We start from the raw sequence: 21710 nt of genomic DNA on the forward strand, positions 1-21710 counted from the left end.
AGAAACGTCGGGCACGCGCGGCGGCATCGAAGCCGCCACGCGTGCCGGTCAGGCCTTACTCGCCCCGGCCGTTGCGCAGGCGCGCGATGCCGAGCGGGTTCGCTTCACGCAGGCTGTCCGGCAGCAGCGCTTCCGGGAAGTCCTGGTAGCACACCGGGCGCAGGAAGCGATCGATCGACGTGGCGCCGACCGAGGTGTACATCGCGTTCGAGGTGGCCGGGAACGGGCCGCCGTGAACCATCGCGTCGCACACTTCCACGCCGGTCGGGAAGCCGTTCACCAGCAGGCGGCCCGCCTTGCGTTCGAGGATCGGCACCAGCGTGCGGGCCGCGTCGTAGTCGCCTTCGTCGATCTGCAGCGTGGCCGTGAGCTGGCCTTCGAGCGCTTCCAGCACCGTCGCCACTTCGGCGAGGTCGCGGCAGCGCACGATCAGCGAGGCCGGGCCGAACACTTCGTCGCGCAGCGCGTGCTCGCGCAGGAACGTTTCGGCCGCCACGTCGAACAGCGCACCCGTCATCGCGCAGCCGTTCTCGCCCGCGCCGCCCGTACCGAGCTGGCGCACGCCGTCGGCGCCCTGCAGCCTGGCGCGGCCGTTCGAATACGCTTCGGCGATGCCGCGCGTGAGCATCGTGCCGGCCGGCTTGCCGCCGAGCGCGGCTGCGGCCGTTGCCGAGAACGCGTCGAGTTCCGGGCTGTCGATCGCGATCACCAGGCCCGGGTTCGTGCAGAACTGGCCCACGCCCATCGTCAGCGAATCGACGAAGCCCTGCGCGATCTTCTCGCCGCGCGCCGCGAGCGCCGCCGGGAACACCACGAACGGGTTGATGCTGGCCATTTCGGCGTAGACGGGGATCGGTTCCGGACGTGCGTTCGCGAGGTTCACGAGCGCGAGGCCGCCCTGGCGCGAGCCGGTGAAGCCGACCGCCTTGATCGCCGGGTGCTTGACGAGCGCGGCGCCGATCACGCGGCCCGGGCCCATCATCAGCGAGAACGTGCCAGCCGGCATGTTGGTGCGGGCAACCGCGCGCTGGATCGCGCGACCCACCAGCTCCGAGGTGCCGAGGTGGGCTTCGTGCGCCTTCACGATCACCGGGCAGCCGGCGGCCAGCGCCGCAGCCGTATCGCCGCCCGCCACCGAGAACGCCAGCGGGAAGTTGCTGGCGCCGAACACCACCACCGGGCCGAGGCCGATCTTCTGCAGGCGCAAATCCGAGCGCGGCAGCGGGGTGCGTTCCGGCATCGCCGGATCGACCGACGCGCCGAGGAACAGGCCGTCGCGCACCACGCGTGCGAACAGGCGAAGCTGGCCGACCGTGCGGCCGCGCTCGCCTTGCAGGCGCGCCGCGGGCAGGCCGGTTTCGGCCTGGGCGCGTTCGATCAGCGCATCGCCGAGTTCGAGGATCTCGTCGGCGATCGCCTCGAGGAACGCCGCGCGCTGGTCGAGCGGCGCCGAACGGTACGGGTCGAACGCCGCCTGCGCCAGCGCGCAGGCGCGCTCGACGTCGGCTTCGTTGGCCGAGCCGAACACCGGCTCCGCAATGGTTTCGCCGAGCGCCGGGTTGAACGCCTGCACCGTGCCTGCCGTGCCCTTCACGGCATCGGCGCCGATCAGCATTTCGCCTGTCAATTGCATGGATATGCTCCGTCAGTCCAAAAAAGTTCGTGCCGCATATTGTAGCCGAACAGATACGATGACTGACTAGAAGAATTGCCGCGCGCGTTTCGACCCCGGTCACGCGCATTGCCTTGTCACAAAAGCCGCTGACGATTTTTACAGGGCCAGGGAAAACCCGAGTGGTTCCGGTCACGTCGCCCTACTACACTGCCCAGTTGTACGACGACGTACCATTACACCCACGTAACGGCATCGTCTCGGAACCCGCTCTGCAACGACTCCCGATTCGCGCTCTCGCCAGGACACTCATGGAAGCGACCCGCACCGCCAATCCGGCCACCACGGCCAAACGGACCGCCGTCCGTTACTGGATTCTGCTGATGATTTTCGTCGTGACGACGCTGAACTACGCGGACCGGGCGACGCTGTCGATCACCGGCACGGCGATCCGCAAGGAGTTCGGCATCGATGCGGTGCAGATGGGCTACATCTTCTCGTCGTTCAGCTGGGCCTATGTGCTGGCGCAGTTGCCGAGCGGGTGGTTGCTCGACCGTTTCGGCGCGCGCCGCGTGTATGCGGGCAGCATTTTCCTGTGGTCGCTGTTCACGCTGCTGCAGAGCATGATCGGCCTGGCCGGCAGCGCCGCCGCCGCGATCGCGGCGCTGTTCGTGCTGCGCTTCGCCGTCGGCATCGCCGAGGCGCCGGCCTTCCCCGCCAACGCCAAGGTGGTCGCGAGCTGGTTCCCCACCAGCGAACGCGGCACCGCGTCGGCCATCTTCAACGCGGCGCAGTATTTCGCGGCCGTGCTGTTCACGCCGCTGATGGCCTGGCTCACCCATGCGTACGGCTGGCATCACGTCTACCTGTGGCTGGGCCTGATCGGCATCGTGCTGGCCGTGATCTGGATGCGCGCCGTGCGCAGCCCGGCGGACCACCCGCGCGTGAACCAGGCCGAGCGTGAGCACATCGAGCAGGGCGGCGGCGTGATCGAGACGCGCGGCAAGCCGGTGGCCGCCGACGGCGCCCCCGAGCGGCTGGCCGGCTGGTTCTATATTCGCCAGTTGCTTGGCAACCGGATGCTGATCGGCGTGTATATCGGCCAGTACTGCATCAACGTGCTGACCTACTTCTTCCTGACCTGGTTTCCGATCTACCTCGTGCAGTCGCGCGGCATGTCGATCCTGAAGGCCGGCGTGCTGGCCTCGCTGCCGGCGATCTGCGGCTTCCTCGGCGGCGTGCTGGGCGGGCTGCTGTCGGACTGGATGATCAAGCGCGGCGTGTCGCTCACCCGGGCGCGCAAGATCCCGATCATCGGCGGGATGGCGCTGTCGATGGTCATCATCGGCTGCAACTACGTGGACAGCGCAGCGCTGGTGATCGCGCTGATGGCGCTGTCGTTCTTCGGCAAGGGCGTGGGCTCGCTGGGCTGGGCCGTGGTGGCCGACACCGCGCCGAAGGAAGCGATCGGCCTGTCGGGCAGCCTGTTCAACATGTTCGGCAACGCGGCCGGGATCGTCACGCCGATCGTGATCGGTTATCTGGTGAGCGCGACGGGTTCGTTCAATGGGGCGCTGGTGTTTGTCGGCCTCAATGCGCTGGTGACGGTGCTGTGTTATTTGGTGATCGTGAAGGATATTACGCGGGTGACGTTGCGTAAGCCGGGGGTGTAACGGCGTCGCTTCAGCCGGAATACCCCGAGCTGGCAACCGGCGCTGCATACGAAAACGGACCGCCCATCGCGGTCCGTTTGCCATTTCGGCCTGCCAATCATTCGGCCGTAAACCTCACCGTCGCCCCGCCGCCCAATCCACCGCCCCATCGAACAACGCGATCCCCGCCGCCGACAAATTCGGAAACGTGTCGTTGTCGAGAAAGCACATCACGCGCCGCGCCGGCGCGAGCGATTCGTAATCCATCGTCGCACCGCGCTCGTACGCAAACAGCGCGGCCTTGTCCGGCTGCCCGTAAACCGTGGCGATGGTCGCCGCGCCAAGCCCCGGCTTGCCCCAGCTCATCGGCGCCTGCTTGCGGTAGACGTCGGTCGTGCCGGCCGGCAGCCCGGCCGCGATCGGATGCGGCGCGTTGACGATCCACAGGTAGCGCTCCTTGCCGGTTTCGCCGAAATCGGCGTCGTGGCGCTTGCCGGTCATCGCGAGATCGTCGAGGAAATCGTTCTCCCAGGTCAGCAGCGGCTTGGCCAGATAACGCCACTCGGGGCGCACGGCCTTCGCCGATACGGTCGACGAGATCAGCACGAGATCGGCATCGGACGCCGCCGCCACGGCCACATCCTGATCGACCAGCCGCACCGCGTAACCGCGCCCGCCGAGGTGTGCCGCGATCTGCCGATCCACCGCGAGGTTGGGTCCATCGAGTTGAACCAGCATCGTCACGCGCGTGCCACCGGCCGGTTCGGGCGATGCGGACGATACGGACGATGCCGCCACCGCCGCATTCGACACCCACCCCGCCACCAACGCCCCCGCCGCACCAAGCCAACGCCGCCGCCCCGCGAGCGCCACGCCGTATTCCTTCGGTTTCCTCATCTTCGTCATCGTCATGCTCCGATCAGAATTGCAGCGTGGTGGTCAGCAGCACCTGCCGCGCATCGCCGATCGCCACGAAAAAGCGGTTCGCGCTCGACGGGTAGTAGGTGCGGTTGAACAGGTTCTTGACGTTCAACTGCACGCTGAGGTTCTGCTTGCCGATCTTGGTCTCGTAGGTCGCGAACGCGTCGGCGAGCACGTAGGACGGCAGCGTGAAGCTGTTGGCCGAATCGCCGGGGCGCGAACCGATATAGCGCGCCGAGCCGCCGAGCCGCAGGTCGTCGCCGCCGAACAGCGCGCCGACGTCGTACACGGCCGCGATCGAGCCGGTATTGCGCGCGACGTTCCAGAGCCGGTTGCCGGTGAACACCGGGTCCTCGGTGGTCTTGGCGTCGATGTAGGCGTAGCTGGCGATCACGTTCCAGTTGTCGCCGATCTTGCCCGACACGTCCAGCTCGATGCCGCGCGAACGCGCGCGGCCCGAGGTGCGCCAGTCGGTCAGATTGGTGACGTCGTTGAACTGCGAGACGAGCACGTTCTTCTTCTCGATGTCGAACAGCGCGAGCGTGCCGGTCATGCCGGACGGCATGTCGAGCTTCGCGCCCACTTCGTACGCGGTGGCCTGCTCGGGCGGCGTCGCGCCGCTGATCGTGAAGCCCGACGACAGCGCCGCGATCGACGAGGTGGGCTTCAGCGATTGCGAATAGTTGCCGTACAGCGAGAACCAGTTGGCGGCCTTGTACACCACGCCCACGCGCGGCAGCCACTTGGTGCCGTTCAGATCGGTGTTGGCGACGAACGGGCGGCCCTTGCCGGCCAGCTCGCTGTAGCGCATGAAGCGCACGCCGGCCGTCACGATCCACTTGTCGGTCAGGTGCACGGTGTCCTGCGCGAACAGGCCGAGGCTGTGCAGGCGGTCGGTCTGGTCGCTGTCGGGCGCGGAGATGGTGGACGACGGCGGGATCAGGTCGTACACGGGGTTCAGATAGCTGAACGGTATCGACACGGCCTGCCGCAGCAGATCGGCGCGGTAGATGCTGCGATATTCGCTGTCCATGCCGAACTGCAGGTCGTGACGCATGCCGGCCAGCCGCACCTTGCCGTTGACGTAGGCGATGCCGTAGCTGTCGGTGCTGTCCGCGCCGTGGGTGGCGTCGTCGCTGCGCGAGAGCGTGCCCTTCGCGGTGTTCACGGCGGTGATGCGCACCTGGTTCGCGTCGTAGGTTTCGCGATTGTAGCTGTAGCCCACGTGCACGTTCCAGTCGGCGTTGAACTGGTGGTCGGCCTGGATCTGGAACAGGTTCGACGCGCCGACCATGTTGTTCCAGGGCTCGTCGAGCCGCTCGCGCGCCGGGATCGCCAGCGGCGCGTTGGTGCGCGGGTCGAGCGCGGTGCCGCGGTCGAACGGGTAGAGGAAATCGCGGTGCTCGTACGACACCACCACCTGCGTATCGCGCCCGTACCAGCCGAGCGACGGCGCCACCAGCGTCTCGCGGCTGGTGCCGAAGTTGCGCCAGTACTGCTCGTCGGAATGATCGACGATCAGCCGGTAGGCGAGCCGCGTGTCGCCGATCGGGCCGGTCAGGTCGAGCATCATCTCGCCGCCGTTCTTGCCGTGCCCGTAGGTTTCGCCGGTGGCCGACACGGTGTTCGAGCGCGTCAGTTGCGGCACCTTGCCGACCACGTTGATCACGCCGCCCGGATCCATGATCCCGTACAGCAGCGAGGTCGGCCCCTTGAGCACCTCGACGCTGTCGGCGGTGGCGTTCAGCGCGCGGCCCTGCACCACCGGCATGCCGTTGCGCATGATCGAGCCGTCGCGGTTGTCGCCGAAGCCGCGCTTCATGATCGCGTCCTGGGTGCCGGCCAGCGTGTTGCCCTGCGTGATGCCGCTGATGTTGCCGAGCGCGTCGTCGAGGTTGCGCGGTTTCTGATCGCGCAGCACCTGCGCCGACACGATGTTGACGGCCTGCGCGGTGTCGAGCAGCGACGCTTCCGAACGCGTGACGCCGGCTTCCTTCTGCGGGCGGTAGCTGTCGGCCTTGACGCCACGGTCGCGCACCTGCACCGGCGCGAGCGCGATGGCGGAATCGTTGCCGGCCGCCGCCGCACCGCTCTGCGCGCCGTGCACCAGCGTGTAGCCGCCGCCCGGCTGGCGCTGCGCGGCAAGGCCGCTGCCTGACAGCAACTGGCCGAGCGCCTGCGGCACCGCGTAGCGGCCATGCAGGCCGGCGCTCTGCAGCCCGGCCACCTGCGAGGCCGGGAACGCGAGCAGGATGCCGGCCTCGTGACCGAAGCGGTTCAGCGCGCCTTCGAGCGGGCCGGCGGGGATGTCGTAGCTGCGCTCGCCGGCGGACGCGACGGCGGGCGCATCGGCGGCATCGGCCGCATTGGCCGTAGCGCCGGCCGCCATCGCGGCGGGCGGCACCAGCGCCGAGAGCAGCACGACGGCCGCGAGCCGGCCGGCCACGCGGCTCGGCGCGAAGGCGAGGCGCACGGCGGCGCCGCGCGACGGAACGAGGGAAAACGGGCGCGGCGGCCGGGCGGTACGGGTCGGGTGCATGGGTCGATGAATCGGGAAACGATGGGCAGAAACGTGCTTTCCTTTCCCTGTCACGCGAGACGGACAAAACAGCTCAGGATGTCGAAAATATTTTTCGGGGAGGGTGAAACGGCCCGGAGCAAACGTGGCCGTAAACCGGCTTCGGGCTTCGGGCTTCGGGCTTCGGGCTTCGGGCTTCGGGCTTCGGGCTTCGGGCTTCAGCTCGCGGCTTCGACTTGCGGCTTCGACTTGCGGCTTCGACTCGCGGCTTCGACTCGCGGCTTCGACTCGCGGCTTGCGGCTTGCGGCTTGCGGCTTGCGGCTTGCGGCTTGCGGCTTGCGGCTTGCGACTCGCGGCTTGCGGCTTGCGGCTTGCGACTCGCGGCTTGCGGCTTCAGCCTCGGCTGGCGGCTCCGCGGCCCTCGGCTCGCCTCAACCGCGCGCCGGCACGACGCGCACCCAATACCGCGTAAACCGGTCGACCTCGATCGGCAGCGTCGCGCCGAGCGTGTCGAGCACGCGGTCGGTGTCGTCGAGCGGATAGGTGCCGGACACGCGCAGCTCGGCGATCGCGGCGTCGCATTGCAGATAGCCGTGCCGGTAGCGCGCCAGCTCGGCCAGCAGATCGGCGAGCCGCATCCGGGTGGCGACCAGCGAGCCGCCGGTCCAGGCGCCCGCGTAAGCGTCGAGCGGGCGCGGCGCGGCCACGCCGTCGTGCGCCATCTCCGTGCGCTGCCCGGCCGCGATCACGCGCGAGGCCGCGCCGGCATCAAGCGGTTGCGCACGCACCGATCCCTCGAACACGCTCAGGCGCACGCCGGCCGCCTCGTCGCGCACCGCGAAGCGCGTGCCGAGTGGCGTCAGTTCGCCCTGCGCCGTGGTCACCACCAGCGGGCGGGCGGGGCTGCGCGCCTCGTGGCCGCTCGTCACCATGATCTCGCCGCGCAACAGGGCGATGCGGCGCGAGGCGACGTCGAAGCGCACGTCGATCGCGCTGTCGGTATTGAGGATCACGAGGGTGCCGTCGGCCAGCGTGACGCTGCGCCGCTCGCCCACGGCGGTGCGCCAGTCAGCGTTCCAGAGCGTCCAGCGCTCGGCCGGATCGAGCGACCAGGCCGCGCCGCCGGCGGCCACCAGCAGCGTCAACGCCTTGATCGCGGCGCGCCGGCGCGGCGAGCGCACCGGCAACAGGGCCGCGCGCGCGGCACCGGCGTCGACGCCGGCCGCGAGCCGCGACAGCCGCCCCTGCATGGTTTCGATATGCCGCCAGGCCGCCTCGTGCAGCGGATGCTCGGCGCGCCAGCGCTCGAAGCCGGCCTGCAGCGCCGCGTCGCGCGCGCCGCCGTCTTGCAGATCCACCCACCATTGCACCGCGCGCCGCGCGATGTCCGGCGGGATCGCCGGCCGTCCGTCGAGGCTCATCGGCTCACACTGCCATCGCGAAGAAACACTGCGCGGCGGCCTTCACCAGATGGCGCTTGACCGTGGCGAGCGAGATGCCCAGTTCGGCGGCGATCTCGGCTTGCGTCAGGCCGTCGAGCTGGGCCAGCAGGAACGCGCGCTTGGCGGCCACCGGCAGGCCGTCGAGCAGGCGGTCGATTTCGAGCAGGGTTTCCAGCAGCAGCGCGCGCGTCTCGGGCGACGGCGCGACCGGCTCGGGCTGGGCAGCCAGCGCTTCCAGGTAGGCCTGTTCGAGCTGCTCGCGCCGCCAGTGGTTGTACAGCACGCGCTGCGCCACGGTGGTCAGGAACGCGCGCGGCTCCTCGGCGCGGATCGGTTCCTCGCGCGCGAGCAGGCGCAAGAACGTGTCGTGGGCGAGATCGGCGGCGCGATGCGCGCAGCCGAGCTTGCGGCCAAGCCAGCGCTGAAGCCATGCGTGATGGCCGCTGTAAAGCGCATCGACTTCGCTGTGCAGGAGCAGTTTGTTGGCCGACATCGGACGTTCCCGGGCTGGGCGTAACGCGTTTCATCAGGTAAATGAGAATGATTATTATATACAACAACAATAAATATCTCGAAATAAATCTGACGATGCCGGGGTGTTGCGGCGAGGACGAGACAGGCGTAAGGGCGGTGTCGGACGACGTGCGCGGCGGCCTTGGCGAACGGAAGGCGCGTCAACAAACGGGCCGGGCGGCCCGCGCGGGGCTCAGGCGGCGATGGTTTCGGCCGCGCCGTCGAAGCGGATCTCGATGGCCAGCCCGCTCCCGGCCGGGCCGTCGCCGAGCCGCACGGAGGCGTGATGCTGCTCGGCGATGCGCTTGACGATCGACAGCCCGAGCCCGCTGCCCGATTCGGCCACGCCCTGCGCGCCCACGCCGCGATAGAAGCGCTCGAACACGCGCGCGCGCTCGGCGGCCGGGATGCCGGGGCCGGTGTCGCACACCTCGATGACGGCCACGCCGTCGGCGGCGCGGCGCGTGCGCACGTCCACGCTGGCGCCGGCGCCCGCATAGCGGATCGCGTTGTCCACCAGGTTGTTGAGCAGCACGCGCAGCGTGTCGGCATTGCCGGGCACCGGCAGCGCGCCCTCGCCCACCGCGCCGAGATCCACCTGCTGCGCATCGGCCAGCCGCGCGCGATCGCCGACCACCGAGCGCGCCAGCGCCGCGAGATCCACGCTGCCATGCGCGGCCGCCTGCGCATCGGGACCGTGACGCGGTTCGAGCCGCGCCAGCGTCAGCAACTGTTCGGCGAGATGGCCGAGCCGCGTCGCGCCGGATTGGATCTGCGCGACGATGCGCGCACGCTCGGCATCGCTCGTCGCGCGGCCGAGCAATTGCGCCTGGATCGACAGGCCCATGATCGGCGTGCGCAGCTCGTGCGCGGCGTCGGCGATGAAATGCCGTTGCAGCGTGAACGATTCGTCGAGCCGGCCGAGCAGATCGTTGATCGCGCCGGCCAGGGGCTTGACCTCGTCGGCCACGGCTTCGGTATCGAGCGGATCGAGGTGGGTGGCGTGACGCTGGCGCAGGCCTTCCGCGATCATCTTCAACGGCCGCAGCCCGTAGCCGATGCCGAACCACAGCGCGATCGCGAGCAGCGGCAGCAGCGAGAGCACCGGCCACAGCAGATGGATGGCGATGCGCGCCAGCGCATCCCAGCGCGCGGTGCGCGGCTGCGCGACGCGGATCATCGTGCCGCCGCTCTCGCGTATGTAGGTGTGCCAACTTTGTCCGTTGGCGTCGAGCGTCGCCAACCCCGGCGGGCCGGGCGGCGGCAGCACGATGCCGGGGTCGGTCGTGAACGCCAGTTGGCCGTCGCGCCAGAGTTGCAGCACCACGTCGTCGGCGTCGTTGAGCTTGCGCGCGGGCGCCGCCGCGGCGCCGTGGCCGGCGAACGCGGGCAGGCCATGCTGGTTGATCTCCACCTGTTGCGACACGCTGCGCAACTGGTCGTCGAGCAGGAAATCGAGTTCGCGCACGGCGGCCCAGTAGGTGCCCGCGCTCGCCAGCAACCCGACCACGCAGGCGGCGGGCAGCAGCCACATCAGCAGCCGGCCGCGCAGCGACGTGACGAGCCGGCGCACGGGCGACGCGCTCATGCCGCCTCGCCGATCCGGTAGCCCACGCCGCGCACCGTCAGGATCGCGACATGGCCGAGCTTCTTGCGCAGGTTGTGGATATGCACCTGCACGGCGTTGCTCTCGATTTCCTCGCCCCAGCTATAGAGCCGCTCCTCGAACTGCTCGCGCGAGATCACCGCGCCCGGCTCGACCATCAGCTCGTGCAGCATCACGAATTCCTTCGGCGACAGCGCGACCTCGTCACCCGACAGCCAGACCTGATGACGCGCCGGATCGAGCCGCAACGCGCCGGCCGACAGCGTGGTCTGCGCGCGGCCCGCGTGGCGGCGGTTCACGGCGCGGATGCGCGCCAGCAGTTCTTCCAGCACGAACGGCTTGACGAGATAGTCGTCGGCGCCCGCGTCGAGCCCGGCGATGCGGTCGGTCACGGCGTCGCGCGCGGTGATCACGATGGCGGGCAGCGCATCGTCGCGGCGGCGCAGCGAGGTCAGCAGCGCCAGGCCGTCCTTGCCGGGCAACCCGAGATCGAGCAGCAGCAGCCCGTACGGCGTGGTGCGCAGCGCGAGCGTGGCGGCATCGCCGTCGCGCACCCAGTCCACCGCGAAGCCTTCGTGGCGGAGTCCTTCTTCCAGTCCGCTGCCGATCAGCGGATCGTCCTCGACGAGCAATACGCGCATGGTGCCTGTTCCGTAAACATGTCGCGCCCGCAACTCGGGCGCTCGATAAACACGAATCTTAGGCAGCCGATCCTTAGCGCCGCCTTAGCATCGCCGGCCCCGCGCCAAGGGCCCGAGCGGCGCGCTGTCGCACCCGTGGCGCCGCCGCGACCCGGCACCGATTGTTAAGGCTCCCTTAATGCTGGCCCTCCGACAATCCGCCACTCGTCATCACCGATCCCAAGGAGCCCAGATTGCCCCGAGTCCGTCCTCATCCGGTGCGCCGCCCCGAACCGCACCGTCACGCCAGGCGGACGCTCGGCGCGCTGGCCGCCGCGTGCCTGCTGCTCACGGCCGGCTGCGTGTCGTACCGGCCGCAGCCGCTCGCGCGGCAAGCCAGCTTCACGACCACCGCCGGCCTCGCCCGCCTCACCATCGATCCGGCCGCCATGCCCTCGCCCTCGCCCTCGCCCGCGCTCGCCGCGCATCGCTTCGACCCGAGCGACGGCTTCGACATCGACGAAGTGGCGATGCTGGCCGTGGCCAACAACCCCGACCTGCGCCTCGCCCGCGACGATCTCGGCATCGCCCACGCGCAGGCGTTCGCGGCGGGCCTGCTGCCCGACCCGCAGATCAGCGTGTCGAGCGACTACCCCGGCCAGGTCGGACTGGGCCGCGCGTTCGCGTATGGCCTGGCGATGGACGTGATGGCGATCGTCACGCGCGGCGCGAACCGCAAGGCCGCCGACGCCGCCGCACGCAAGACCAACCTCGCGCTGCTGTGGCAGGAATGGCAGGTGGTGGTGCAGGCCAAGCAACTGTTCGTGAAGGCGCGCTTCCAGGCGGCGATGCTGCCGCTGCTCGACGCGCAGCGCGAGTTGGCCCGCACCCGCTTCGACCAGACGCAACGCGCGATCGCGCGCCACGACACCACCGACGACGTGGCCACCGCCGCGCAACTGGCCTACGCCGACGCCACCAGGCAGGCGAACGACATGCGCCACGCGCAGGCGCAGACGCATCACGATCTGAACCTGCTGCTCGGCCTCGCGCCCGACGTGACGCTGACGCTGACCGGCAGCGACACGATCGCGCCGCTGCCCGATGCGACGCTCGATGCCGCCGTGGCCGCGCTGCCGTCGCGCCGCCCCGACCTGATCGCGCTGGAGGCCGGCTACGCCGCGCAGGAGCAGAAGCTGCGCGCGGCGGTGCTGAACCAGTTCCCGAGCCTGCAGGTGGGCTTCAACCGCTCGCGCGATACCTCGGAGATCTATTCGAGCGGCTTCCAGATCAACTTCTCGCTGCCGGTGTTCAATCGCAATCGCGGCAATATCGCGATCGAGACGGCCACCCGCCAGCGCCTCGCCGACGAATACGCCACGCGCCTGAACGCGGCCTACGCCGACATCGCGCACCTGCGCGCCGACACGGCGCTGTCGGAAGCGCAACTGGCGCGTGCCGAAGCGGCGCTGCCCGCACTCGACGCCGCCGGGCAACGCGCGCGCAGCGCCTACGCCACGCACGACATCACGTTGCAACAGATGACCGATGCCGCCACCGCCGCGCTGGTCCGGCGCATCGACGCGGCCACCCAGCAGGAAGCGCTGGCCGAGCAACGGATCGGCCTGCAGGCGATGCTCGGCGCGGCGATTCCCGACCCCGGTGCGCAGTCCGATTCTTCAGGATCGCCAACCATCCACGCCCCGACCGATACCGAGCCGCCGCTAGCCGCCCGTTGAATGCTGCCCGTTAAGCGCCGACCGATGCGCGGCCGCGCCGCGCGCCCTCCCGCCCTCCCGATCTTGCAACCGATTCCGCCCATGCCCTTCTCATCGCATTTCCGCGCCGCGCCGCACCTCGCCGTGCTGAGCGCGGCCCTGGCCGCCGCGCTCGCACCGGCCCTCGCCCACGCCGACACACACCCCACGGTGACCGTCGAACTCGCGCATGTCACGCGCGGCCAGGCCTCGAACCAGATCCGCGCCTACGGCGTGGTGGCCGCCTCGGCCGAAAACGCCGTCACCGTCAGCCTGCCTTACGTGGCGCGCGTCACGCGCGTGCTCGTGCAACCTGGCCAGCGCGTCGCGCGCGGCGCGGGCTTGTTCGTGGTCGAGGCCGATCCGTCCGCCGTGACCGCGCTCGCGCAGGCGCAAAGCGCCGCGAAGCTGGCGCGCGACGAACGCATGCGCACCGAGGCGATGCTGCACGACGGCCTCGCCACCGCCTCGCAACTGGCCGCAGCCAGCAAGGCCGATACCGATGCGCGGCAGGCGCTCGATGCGCAGGCGCGGCTCGACATCGCCGCCGGCCCGCATACCGTGGCCGCCTCCGCTGACGCGGTGGTGTCGCAGATCAGCGCGACGCCCGGCGATCAGATCCAGGCCGGCACGGCGCTCGCGCAACTGGTGGGCGTGAGCGCCGGCAACGGCAACGACGCGGCCAAGGCCGCCGCCAACGTCATGCTCGGCGTCGAGCCGGCCGATGCCGCCTCGCTGCATCCGGGCGACACGGTCAAACTCGCCGGCCTGTCCGCCCGCGCCGGCGCGCCCGTCACGGGCCGCATCACGGTGGTGGGCGCGTCGATCGATCCGCAAAGCCAGCTCGTCGATGTCGGCGCGGCCGTGCCGCTGGCCGGCAGCGCGCTGCTGCCCGGCACCCGCGTGCGCGCCGACATCGCGGCGAACTCCGGCACCTGGTGGATCGTGCCGCGCGCGGCCGTGCTGCGCGACGCGAAGGGCGCGTGGCTGTTCCAGGTCAGCCCCGACGCGCGCGCGCATCGCATCGCCGTCGCCACGCGCGTCGAGAACGAGCAGGGCTACGGCGTGGACGGCCCGCTGCACGCCGACTGGCCGATCGTGGTGTCGGGCAACTACGAACTGACGGACGGCGCGGCCGTGCGCACCACCGGGGGCGTCAAGCGATGAACGCAGGCCAATGGATGCAGGCGCACCGCCGCTCGCTGCTGTTCGTGATCGCGCTGCTCGCGATCGCCGGCGCGCTGACCGCGCTGCAGTTGCCGATCTCGCTGTTCCCGAACGTGGCGTTCCCGCGCGCGGTGGTGTCGCTCGATGCCGGCGATCGCCCGGCCGAGCAGATGGCCGCGCTGGTCACGATGCCGGTGGAAGAAGCGTTGCGGCGCGTGCCCAACGTTCAGGATGTCGAATCGAAGACGAGCCGCGGCGCGGCCGAGATCTCGCTGAACTTCGGCTGGGGCACCGACATGGCGCAGGCCACCTTGCAGGCACAGGCCGCGATCGCCGAAATCATGTCGACATTGCCGCCCGGCACCAGCATGCAGGTGCGCCGGATGGACCCGACCGTGTTCCCGGTAGTCGCCTACAGCCTGACCTCGACCACCCAATCGCTGTCGCAGTTGCGCGATCTCGCGCAGTTCCAGTTGCGCCCGCTGCTGTCGGCGGTGGGCGGCGTGGCGCGGGTGGACGTGACGGGCGGCGCGCAGGACGAACTGCAGGTGGCCGTCGATCCGCAGCGGCTGGCGGCCTACAAGCTGTCGGTGGCCGACGTGTCGCGCGCGGTGGGCGCGGGCAACGTGCTGATGGCGGCCGGCCGCATCGAGGATCACGACAAGCTCTATCTGGTGGTGGCCGATACGGCGTTCAGCGGCCTGAATGCGCTGCGCGACGTGGTGGTGTCCACCAGCGGCGCGACGCAGGTGCGGCTCGGCGACGTGGCCAGCATCACGCGCGGCGTGGTTCCGCAGTGGATCCGCGTGACCGCCGACGGCCGCGACGCGGTGCTCGTCAACGTCTACCAGCAGCCCGGCGCGAACAGCGTGGCGATGGCCGGCGAGATCCGCGCCAAGCTCGCCGGCTTCGCCAAACAGATGCCGCCCGGCGTGCATCTCGCGAACTGGTACGACCAGAGCGAGCTGGTGGTGGCCTCGGCGTCGAGCGTGCGCGATGCGATCCTGATCGGCGTGCTGCTCGCCGCCGCCACCTTGTTCGTATTCCTTCGCAATATCAAGATCACGCTGATCGCCGTGGCGCTCGTGCCGATCGTGATGGCCGCCACCATCCTGCTGCTGAAGGTGGCCGGCATGGGCTTCAACATCATGACGCTCGGCGGCATGGCCGCGGCGGTGGGCCTCGTGATCGACGACGCGATCGTCATGATCGAGCACATTGCACGGCGCATGCGCGAGCCGAACGAGCACGGCTTCCACGGCCGCGTGATGCGCGCCGCGCTCGAATTCACGCGCCCGCTGGCCGGCTCGTCGGCCGCCACGCTGATCATCTTCGTGCCGCTGGCGTTCCTGTCGGGCGTGACCGGCGCGTTCTTCAAGGCGCTGTCCGTGACGATGGCCAGCGCGCTGCTGATCTCGTTCCTCGTCACCTGGCTGGCGATTCCGATCCTCTGCGACCGCTGGCTGACTGCCAAGGATGCCGAGGAACATCCCGAAACGCGGCTCGGCGGCTGGCTGAACCGGCGCTACCTGGCGCTGGTGTCGCGCGTGAGCGCGCGGCCGTTGCTGGTGCTGCTCGGCGTGGTGCCGCTGCTGGCCGCCTCGGCGTTCGCCTACACGCAGGTGGGCAGCGGCTTCATGCCGTCGATGGACGAAGGCGGTTTCGTGCTCGACTATCACACCGCGCCCGGTACTTCGGTGACCGAAACGGATCGGCTGATGAAGCAGATCGAAACCATCGTGCGCGCCAACCCGAACGTCGATACCTATTCGCGACGCACCGGCGCGGGCCTCGGCGGCGATCTCAACGAACCGAACAAGGGCGACTTCTTCATCCGCCTGAAGTCGGGCGACCGCGAGCCGATCGACAAGGTGATGGAGGAAATCCGCACCCAGGTGGACGCGCAGGTGCCCGGCGTCAGCATCGAGCTGGCGCAGTTGATGGAGGACCTGATCGGCGACCTGACCGCCGTGCCGCAGCCCGTGCAGATCAAGATCTACGCCGACGACACCGCCGTGCTCGACGCCACCGCACAGCATGTGGCCGCGCAGATCGGCAAGATCCCCGGCATCGTCGACGTGAACGACGGCATCAACCCGGCCGGCGACGCGCTCGACCTGCACATTCGCGCCGACGCCGCCGCGGCCGAGGGCGTGGACCCGCAGGCCATCGCGCAGCAGGTGTCGGACATGGTGCAGGGCAGCGTCGCCACGCAATACCAGGTCGGGCCGAAGACGATCGGCGTGCGCGTACAGGTGGCCGGCGCGCGGCGCCTGACCGATACCGAACTCGGCCGGCTGTCGATCCGCGCGCCCGACGGGCACCTGTTCGCGTTGTCGCGCGTGGCCACGCCCGAAACCGTCAGCGGCCAGCCCGAGATCAGCCGCGACAACCTCAAGCGGATGGTGGCCGTGACCGCGCGCATCGACGGCCGCGACCTCGGCTCGACCATCGCCGACGTGCAGCACGCACTCGCCACGCCGTCGCTGCTGCCGCCAGGCGTGTACTACGAGCTGGGCGGGCTGTACCAGCAACAGCAGATCGCGTTTCGCGGGCTGCTGGCCGTGTTCGGCGCCGCGCTCGCGCTGGTGTTCGCGCTGCTGCTGTTCCTGTACGAGCGGCTGCGCATCGCGCTGGCCGTGCTGGCGATGCCGCTGCTCGCGGCCGGCGCCGTGTTCGTGGGGCTGTGGCTGACCGGCATCGAGCTGAACATCTCCGCGATGATGGGGATGACGATGATCATCGGCATCGTGACCGAGGTGGCGATCTTCTACGTGTCCGAGTTCCGCTCGCTGGTGCACGAGGACGGCATGCCGGTGGACGAGGCGCTGATCCTCGCCGGCCGCAACCGGCTGCGGCCGATCGCGATGACCACCATCGCCGCGATCCTGGCGCTGCTGCCGCTGGCGTTCGCGCTGGGGCAGGGCTCGGCGATGCAGCAGCCGCTGGCGGTCGCGATCATTTCGGGGCTGGTGGTGCAGTTGCCGCTGGTGCTGGTGGTGCTGCCGGTGGTGTTGCGAATGTTGTTGCAGGTGCGAGGTGGGGGGCGCAGCGATTGACGTTCGCCGGCTTCCGGCTGCCGATGAAACGACAAGGCCCCGTCGTCGCGCAAGCGACTTCGGGGCCTTTCAGTTCAACTGCCTGACGGCAGCATCGACACACTTCGGAAACCTGACGCGGGCCGGGCCGATGAGGCCCGGTCGCGCGTCGCGCGGCTGGATGAAACGGCACGCCGCCATCAGTGATGCGTATACAACCCGTCGCGATCGCCCAGATGCGCCACCGTGCCGCCTTGCGACGTCCCGGCCGGCACATAGCCGTAACCCGACGTATCGCGCGGCGCGCCATTGGCGGCCATCGCATCCTGCGCGTGGAGCTTCGCTTCGGCGGCTTGAATGTCGTTCGGATAATTGTCCGACTTGTGCGCCGGGTTGTAGCCCACCTGTTCAAGACGCACCAGTTCCGATTTCACGCTGTCGCGCGAGGTCAGATGCGTGACGTCGGCATGGGCAACGCCGACCGAGGCAAGCGCGGAGAAGGCAAGGATCGAGGCAAGCCGCTTTTTCAAGATATGGATTCCTTTGTAATTTCCAGAAGAGAAGGGATGCGAACGAATCGGCAGTCAATGCAGCGAGCACCTCGCTCGACATCCACGACCCATCTTCCGGGTTCGCGGTTAACTCGACCTTAACGGCGGCGCCCTCGCAACAGAAATGAATCCGTAAGCTTCGCTTAAGCTGCGCGACGGCACAGTGGCGTCGCGGTCCGCCCGGATCGCGCACGCGACCGTGGAGACTCCCGTGATTTCGATGACAACGCCCCGCACCGGCGACGCCGCCCGGATGCTCAATAAAGTACCGCCCGTCACGCTCGCCTTCTGGGTGATCAAGATCCTGACCACCACCGTCGGCGAAACCGGCGCGGATTACCTGGCCGTCAACGTCGGCCTGGGCACCGCAATCACGGGCGGCGTGATGCTGCTCCTGCTCGCGGCGGCGCTGACCGCGCAGTTCCGCACCCGCGCCTACGTGCCGTGGATCTACTGGCTCAACGTGGTGCTGGTCAGCGTGGTCGGCACGCAGATCACCGACGCGCTGACCGACGGCCTGCACATCAGCCTCCATGCCAGCAGCGCCTGCTTCGCCGTGGCGTTGGCCGCTGCATTCGCGATCTGGTATCGCGTCGAGGGCACGCTGTCGTTCGAGACGATCGTCACGACGCGCCGCGAAACCTTCTACTGGGCCGCGATCCTGCTGACGTTCGCGCTCGGCACGGCGGCCGGCGACCTCGCCACCGAGGCGCTCGGCATGGGCTTCCAGCTCGGCGTGCTGGCCTGCGCGGCGCTGATCGCCCTGACCGGCTTCGCGGCCTGGCTCGGCATGCCGCGCGTGCTGGCGTTCTGGATCGCCTACGTGCTGACGCGTCCGCTCGGCGCCTCGCTCGGCGACCTGCTCTCGCAGGCGCGCGAATACGGCGGCCTCGGCTGGGGCACGGTGTATACGAGCCTCGCGTTCCTGGTCGTGATCGTGCTGCTGGTGGGCGCGTTGAGCATCGCGCACCGGCGCGGCGGGTCTTCCAGCGCGGCAGCCTGATCCGTTCCCTCCATTCGCTCATTCATTCGCTTGTTCATCGGCGGCCCGCCGGCCGCCCATTCATCAGGAGTCCTGCCATGCATTCCCGCACCATCCGTCATCTGTCCACGCCCCTGCTCGCCGTCGCGCTGTCGTTCGGCGCCTTCGTCGCGCTGCCGTTCGTGCCCGGCGCGATCGCCGGTGCACAAGCGGCCCAGGCCGCCACCGCCGCGCCGTCGAAGCTCGGCGACCTGTCCGGCTTCCGCACCATCGTCGCCGACACGGCGAAGCTCGTCGACGCCGGCAACCTGCCCGGCGCGAAGGCACGCATCAAGGATCTCGAAACCAAGTGGGACGGCGCCGAGCCGTCGCTGAAGCCGCGCGCCGCCGCCGATTGGCACCGCGTGGACGACGCGATCGACCACGCGCTGTCCGCCCTGCGCGCCAGCAAGCCCGACGCGGCCGCCTGCAAGCAGGCGCTCGCGACCTTGCTCGCCACCCTGGACCAGCCCGGCGGCAAGGCCTGAAGCGGGCATCGGCACGCGCACAGGCAAAAAAGACCCGGCCAGCAGGCCGGGTCGTAAAAGAGTGAGACGGGGAGCGCACGAGATGCGTCCGCTCCCCCAATCACTCTGCGTGGACGGTGGCCGCCAACGCGGCACGGAGACGCAGCATGAGCGCCGCGACGTTAACGTGGCGTTAACGGCGGCCGCACCACCCGCAATACAAACTTGCTCGAAGCGCAATGCCGGGACGCCCGGCCGACCGTGCGCCATCTATCCGTAATCGTCATATTCATTGGCGATTCATTCTTGCCAATTCTTTCCCACCCCTCTTCACCACCCCGCGCGCGTACCACGCGATTGCCCGGAAACCGCCGTTCCGCCTTGATTTTGCTCAGAAGAATGGTCGAGTCGATTTTTTACAACATTCGTTTACAAAGCATTTCGAAATCAATACAATCCGGAACGCAATCACGAATCATTCTCATTAAGATCAATATTCAGCGGGCGAGATTGCCCCCGCGACACGCCGTTTTTCGACACCACCGCCCTCTCGCCCATGTCTACTTCGCTCAATACGAAGCCTCGCGCGCTCGTTTCGGCCCTGGCCTGCACCGTGTTCCTCGCGCCGCTCGTCGCGGTCGCGCAAACCGCCCCGGCCGCCGCCCCTGCCACCACCTCGACGGGCGCCGTACCGGCCGCTTCGGCTTCGCAAAGCGCTTCGCAGTCCTCCACAACGCGCAGCGCCACGCTGCCGACCGTGTCCGTCAAGGCGCAAGCGGAGATGCAGACGCGCGCGCTGCCCTCGTTCAAGTTCACCGCGCCGCTGCTCGACACGCCGCGCTCGGTCACGGTGATTCCCGAGGAAGTGATGCGCGAGAAAAACGTCACGACCTTCGCCGACGCGCTGCGCACGGTGCCGGGCATCACGTTCCTCGGCGGCGACGCGGCGGCGAACCCGTCGGCGGACCGCCCGGTGATCCGCGGCTTCGAATCGCGCAACTCGATCTTCGTGGACGGCATGCGCGATTCGGGCGTGCAAAACCGCGAGACGTTCGACATCGAGCAGATCAGCGTGGTCAAGGGCCCGGATTCGGTCTATGCGGGGCGCGGCTCGGTGGGCGGCAGCATCGACATCGTCACCAAGGCGCCGAAGAACGACAACTTCACCAACGGCAGCATCGGCTTCGGCACCGACAGCTACAAGCGCGCCACGCTCGACGTGAACCGCAAGCTCAACGACACCACGGCGGTGCGCCTGAACGTGATGGGCCACGACGCCGACCAGGCCGGCCGCACCGATGTGTACAGCAAGCGCTGGGGGATCGCGCCGTCGGTCACGTTCGGCCTGAACACGCCGACCCAGGTGACGGTCAGCTACTACCACCTGAACAGCTATGACATGCCCGACTTCAGCGTGCCGTTCCGCGCGAGCGGCACGCCGGTGCAGTCGGATCGCGGCCTGTTCTACGGGCAGAACAACCGCGATTACCGCTACGGCCAGACCGACACCGCCGAAGTGCGCGTCGAGCATCGCCTCGAAGGCGGCTGGAAGCTGCGCAACACCACGGTGGTGGGCCGCTCGACGCTCGACTACGTGGCCACCAATCCGCAGTTGACCTCGCCCACCTCGAACATCATTTCGCTGCAGGCCAAGAGCGGCAAGTACGCGACCAACAACATCGCCAACCAGACCGAGCTGACCGGCAAGGCCACGCTGTTCGGCATGGAGCACACGCTGACGGGCGGCATCGAGTTCAGCCACGAACAGAGCCGCTACGAGGGCTATCTGGTCAGCGATTCGAAGGGCAACAACATCCGCTCGGGCGGCCCGTGCACGGTGGCGTTCAACTGCACGCCGCTCGGCAGCTGGAACCCGAACAACCCGTGGACGGGCAACCTGCTGCTGAACGGCGACAAGACCTTCCCCGGCCCGACCACCAACACCCGCACCGACATGGCGTCGGCCTACCTGTTCGACACGGTGCGCCTGTCCGAGCGCTGGCGCTTCAACGCGGGCCTGCGCTACGACCGTTACGACGTGCGCGCCCAGCAGGCCGGCGTGGCCGACCTGACCAACACCGCGAACCTGTTCAGCTATCAGTTCGGCCTGGTGTTCAAGCCGATCGAAACCGTCAGCCTGTACACCTCGTACGGCACCTCGTCGAACCCGCCGGGCTCGAACGCCGGCATCGGCGGCGGCACCGATCAGCTGGTCGCGACCAACCAGGATCTCGCGCCGGAACGCTCGCGCAACATCGAGGTGGGCGCGAAGTGGGACGTGCTCGACCAGCGCCTGTCGCTGACCACCGCGCTGTTCCAGACCGACAAGACCAACGCCCGCGTGTCCGACGGCCTGGGCCACACGGTCAACGCCGGTTCGCAACGGGTGCGCGGCTTCGAGTTCGGCTTTGCCGGCGACGTCACGCGCAAGTGGCACGTGTTCGGCGGCTACTCGTACCTGAACGCCGTCACGACCAACGCCGGCCCGGGCAGCCCGACCGCCTCCGGCCTGCCGATGGTGATGGTGCCAAAACACAACTTCACGCTGTGGACCAGCTACGACGCACTGCCGAAGTTGAATGTGGGTGCGGGCGCAACGATTTCGAGCCTGACCTACGCGTCGGTGGCCGCCACGGCCAGCAAGTGGACGCCCGGCTACGCGCGCTTCGATGCGGCGGCCACGTACCACGTGACCAAGTCGATCGACCTGCAACTGAACGTGCAGAACATCTTCGACAAGAAGTACTTCGCGACCGCCTACCCGATCTACGCATCGTGGGCGCCGGGCCGTTCGGCGATGCTGACGATGAACTTCTATCAGTAA

Annotated in this window: 15 protein-coding genes; 7 read left to right on the forward strand and 8 right to left on the reverse strand. The window is 69.0% G+C overall.

Annotated elements, in window-relative coordinates; all coding sequences use genetic code 11:
* Window positions 1-55: 55 nt before the first annotated feature.
* Window positions 56-1633 carry an aldehyde dehydrogenase (NADP(+)) gene (locus AB4851_RS03110; protein ID WP_414448378.1) on the reverse strand — a complete coding sequence of 526 codons (1578 nt, stop codon included), beginning with the start codon at window positions 1631-1633 and terminating at the stop codon, window positions 56-58.
* Window positions 1634-1923: 290 nt separating this feature from the next.
* On the opposite strand from AB4851_RS03110, the gene AB4851_RS03115 reads away from it, so the two are divergent.
* On the forward strand, window positions 1924-3285 hold the full coding sequence (locus AB4851_RS03115) for an MFS transporter (protein ID WP_414448379.1): 1362 nt from the start codon (window positions 1924-1926) through the stop codon (window positions 3283-3285).
* Between the two features lie 114 nt (window positions 3286-3399).
* On the opposite strand, the gene AB4851_RS03120 is transcribed toward AB4851_RS03115, so the two are convergent.
* The 6 genes from AB4851_RS03120 to AB4851_RS03145 form a co-directional block, all read right to left on the reverse strand.
* Window positions 3400-4170, reverse strand: coding sequence for a hypothetical protein (locus AB4851_RS03120; RefSeq protein ID WP_414448380.1), 771 nt, complete (start codon window positions 4168-4170; stop codon window positions 3400-3402).
* Window positions 4171-4183: 13 nt separating this feature from the next.
* Window positions 4184-6724 (reverse strand): TonB-dependent siderophore receptor, encoded by a 2541-nt coding sequence (locus AB4851_RS03125; protein WP_414448381.1) that lies wholly within the window; start codon window positions 6722-6724, stop codon window positions 4184-4186.
* Window positions 6725-7135: 411 nt separating this feature from the next.
* Window positions 7136-8125: a FecR domain-containing protein gene (locus AB4851_RS03130; RefSeq protein ID WP_414448382.1), complete on the reverse strand. Its 990-nt coding sequence runs from the start codon at window positions 8123-8125 to the stop codon at window positions 7136-7138.
* A 4-nt stretch (window positions 8126-8129) separates the two neighbouring features.
* Complete coding sequence (locus tag AB4851_RS03135) at window positions 8130-8639, reverse strand: sigma-70 family RNA polymerase sigma factor (protein WP_414448383.1); 510 nt, start codon at window positions 8637-8639, stop codon at window positions 8130-8132.
* A gap of 213 nt (window positions 8640-8852) precedes the next feature.
* Entirely contained in the window at window positions 8853-10247 is a 1395-nt protein-coding gene (locus tag AB4851_RS03140; RefSeq protein WP_414448384.1) for an ATP-binding protein, read from the reverse strand.
* Complete coding sequence (locus tag AB4851_RS03145; protein WP_414441013.1) at window positions 10244-10906, reverse strand: response regulator; 663 nt, start codon at window positions 10904-10906, stop codon at window positions 10244-10246. The genes AB4851_RS03140 and AB4851_RS03145 overlap by 4 nt, the downstream gene beginning before the upstream one ends.
* A gap of 233 nt (window positions 10907-11139) precedes the next feature.
* On the opposite strand from AB4851_RS03145, the gene AB4851_RS03150 reads away from it, so the two are divergent.
* The 3 genes from AB4851_RS03150 to AB4851_RS03160 all read left to right on the forward strand — a co-directional run bounded on the left by AB4851_RS03150 (window position 11140) and on the right by AB4851_RS03160 (window position 16868).
* Complete coding sequence (locus AB4851_RS03150; protein WP_414448385.1) at window positions 11140-12624, forward strand: TolC family protein; 1485 nt, start codon at window positions 11140-11142, stop codon at window positions 12622-12624.
* Between the two features lie 81 nt (window positions 12625-12705).
* Window positions 12706-13809: an efflux RND transporter periplasmic adaptor subunit gene (locus AB4851_RS03155; protein WP_414448386.1), complete on the forward strand. Its 1104-nt coding sequence runs from the start codon at window positions 12706-12708 to the stop codon at window positions 13807-13809.
* Window positions 13806-16868: an efflux RND transporter permease subunit gene (locus tag AB4851_RS03160; protein WP_414448387.1), complete on the forward strand. Its 3063-nt coding sequence runs from the start codon at window positions 13806-13808 to the stop codon at window positions 16866-16868. Before AB4851_RS03155 ends, AB4851_RS03160 begins: the two co-directional genes overlap by 4 nt.
* A gap of 179 nt (window positions 16869-17047) precedes the next feature.
* On the opposite strand, the gene AB4851_RS03165 is transcribed toward AB4851_RS03160, so the two are convergent.
* The gene (locus AB4851_RS03165; RefSeq protein ID WP_414448388.1) at window positions 17048-17377 is read right to left on the reverse strand and encodes a DUF4148 domain-containing protein; all 330 of its coding nucleotides are present in this window, start codon (window positions 17375-17377) and stop codon (window positions 17048-17050) included.
* Window positions 17378-17651: 274 nt separating this feature from the next.
* Here AB4851_RS03165 and AB4851_RS03170 point away from each other — a divergent pair, with 274 nt between their 5' ends.
* The 3 genes from AB4851_RS03170 to AB4851_RS03180 all read left to right on the forward strand — a co-directional run bounded on the left by AB4851_RS03170 (window position 17652) and on the right by AB4851_RS03180 (window position 21710).
* Complete coding sequence (locus AB4851_RS03170) at window positions 17652-18401, forward strand: hypothetical protein (RefSeq protein ID WP_414449128.1); 750 nt, start codon at window positions 17652-17654, stop codon at window positions 18399-18401.
* 77 nt (window positions 18402-18478) lie between these two features.
* On the forward strand, window positions 18479-18907 hold the full coding sequence (locus AB4851_RS03175; RefSeq protein WP_414448389.1) for a histidine kinase: 429 nt from the start codon (window positions 18479-18481) through the stop codon (window positions 18905-18907).
* A 535-nt stretch (window positions 18908-19442) separates the two neighbouring features.
* Window positions 19443-21710, forward strand: coding sequence for a TonB-dependent receptor (locus tag AB4851_RS03180; protein WP_414448390.1), 2268 nt, complete (start codon window positions 19443-19445; stop codon window positions 21708-21710).

The organism is Burkholderia sp. 22PA0099 (assembly GCF_047497165.1).
Taxonomy (GTDB): Bacteria; Pseudomonadota; Gammaproteobacteria; order Burkholderiales; family Burkholderiaceae; genus Burkholderia.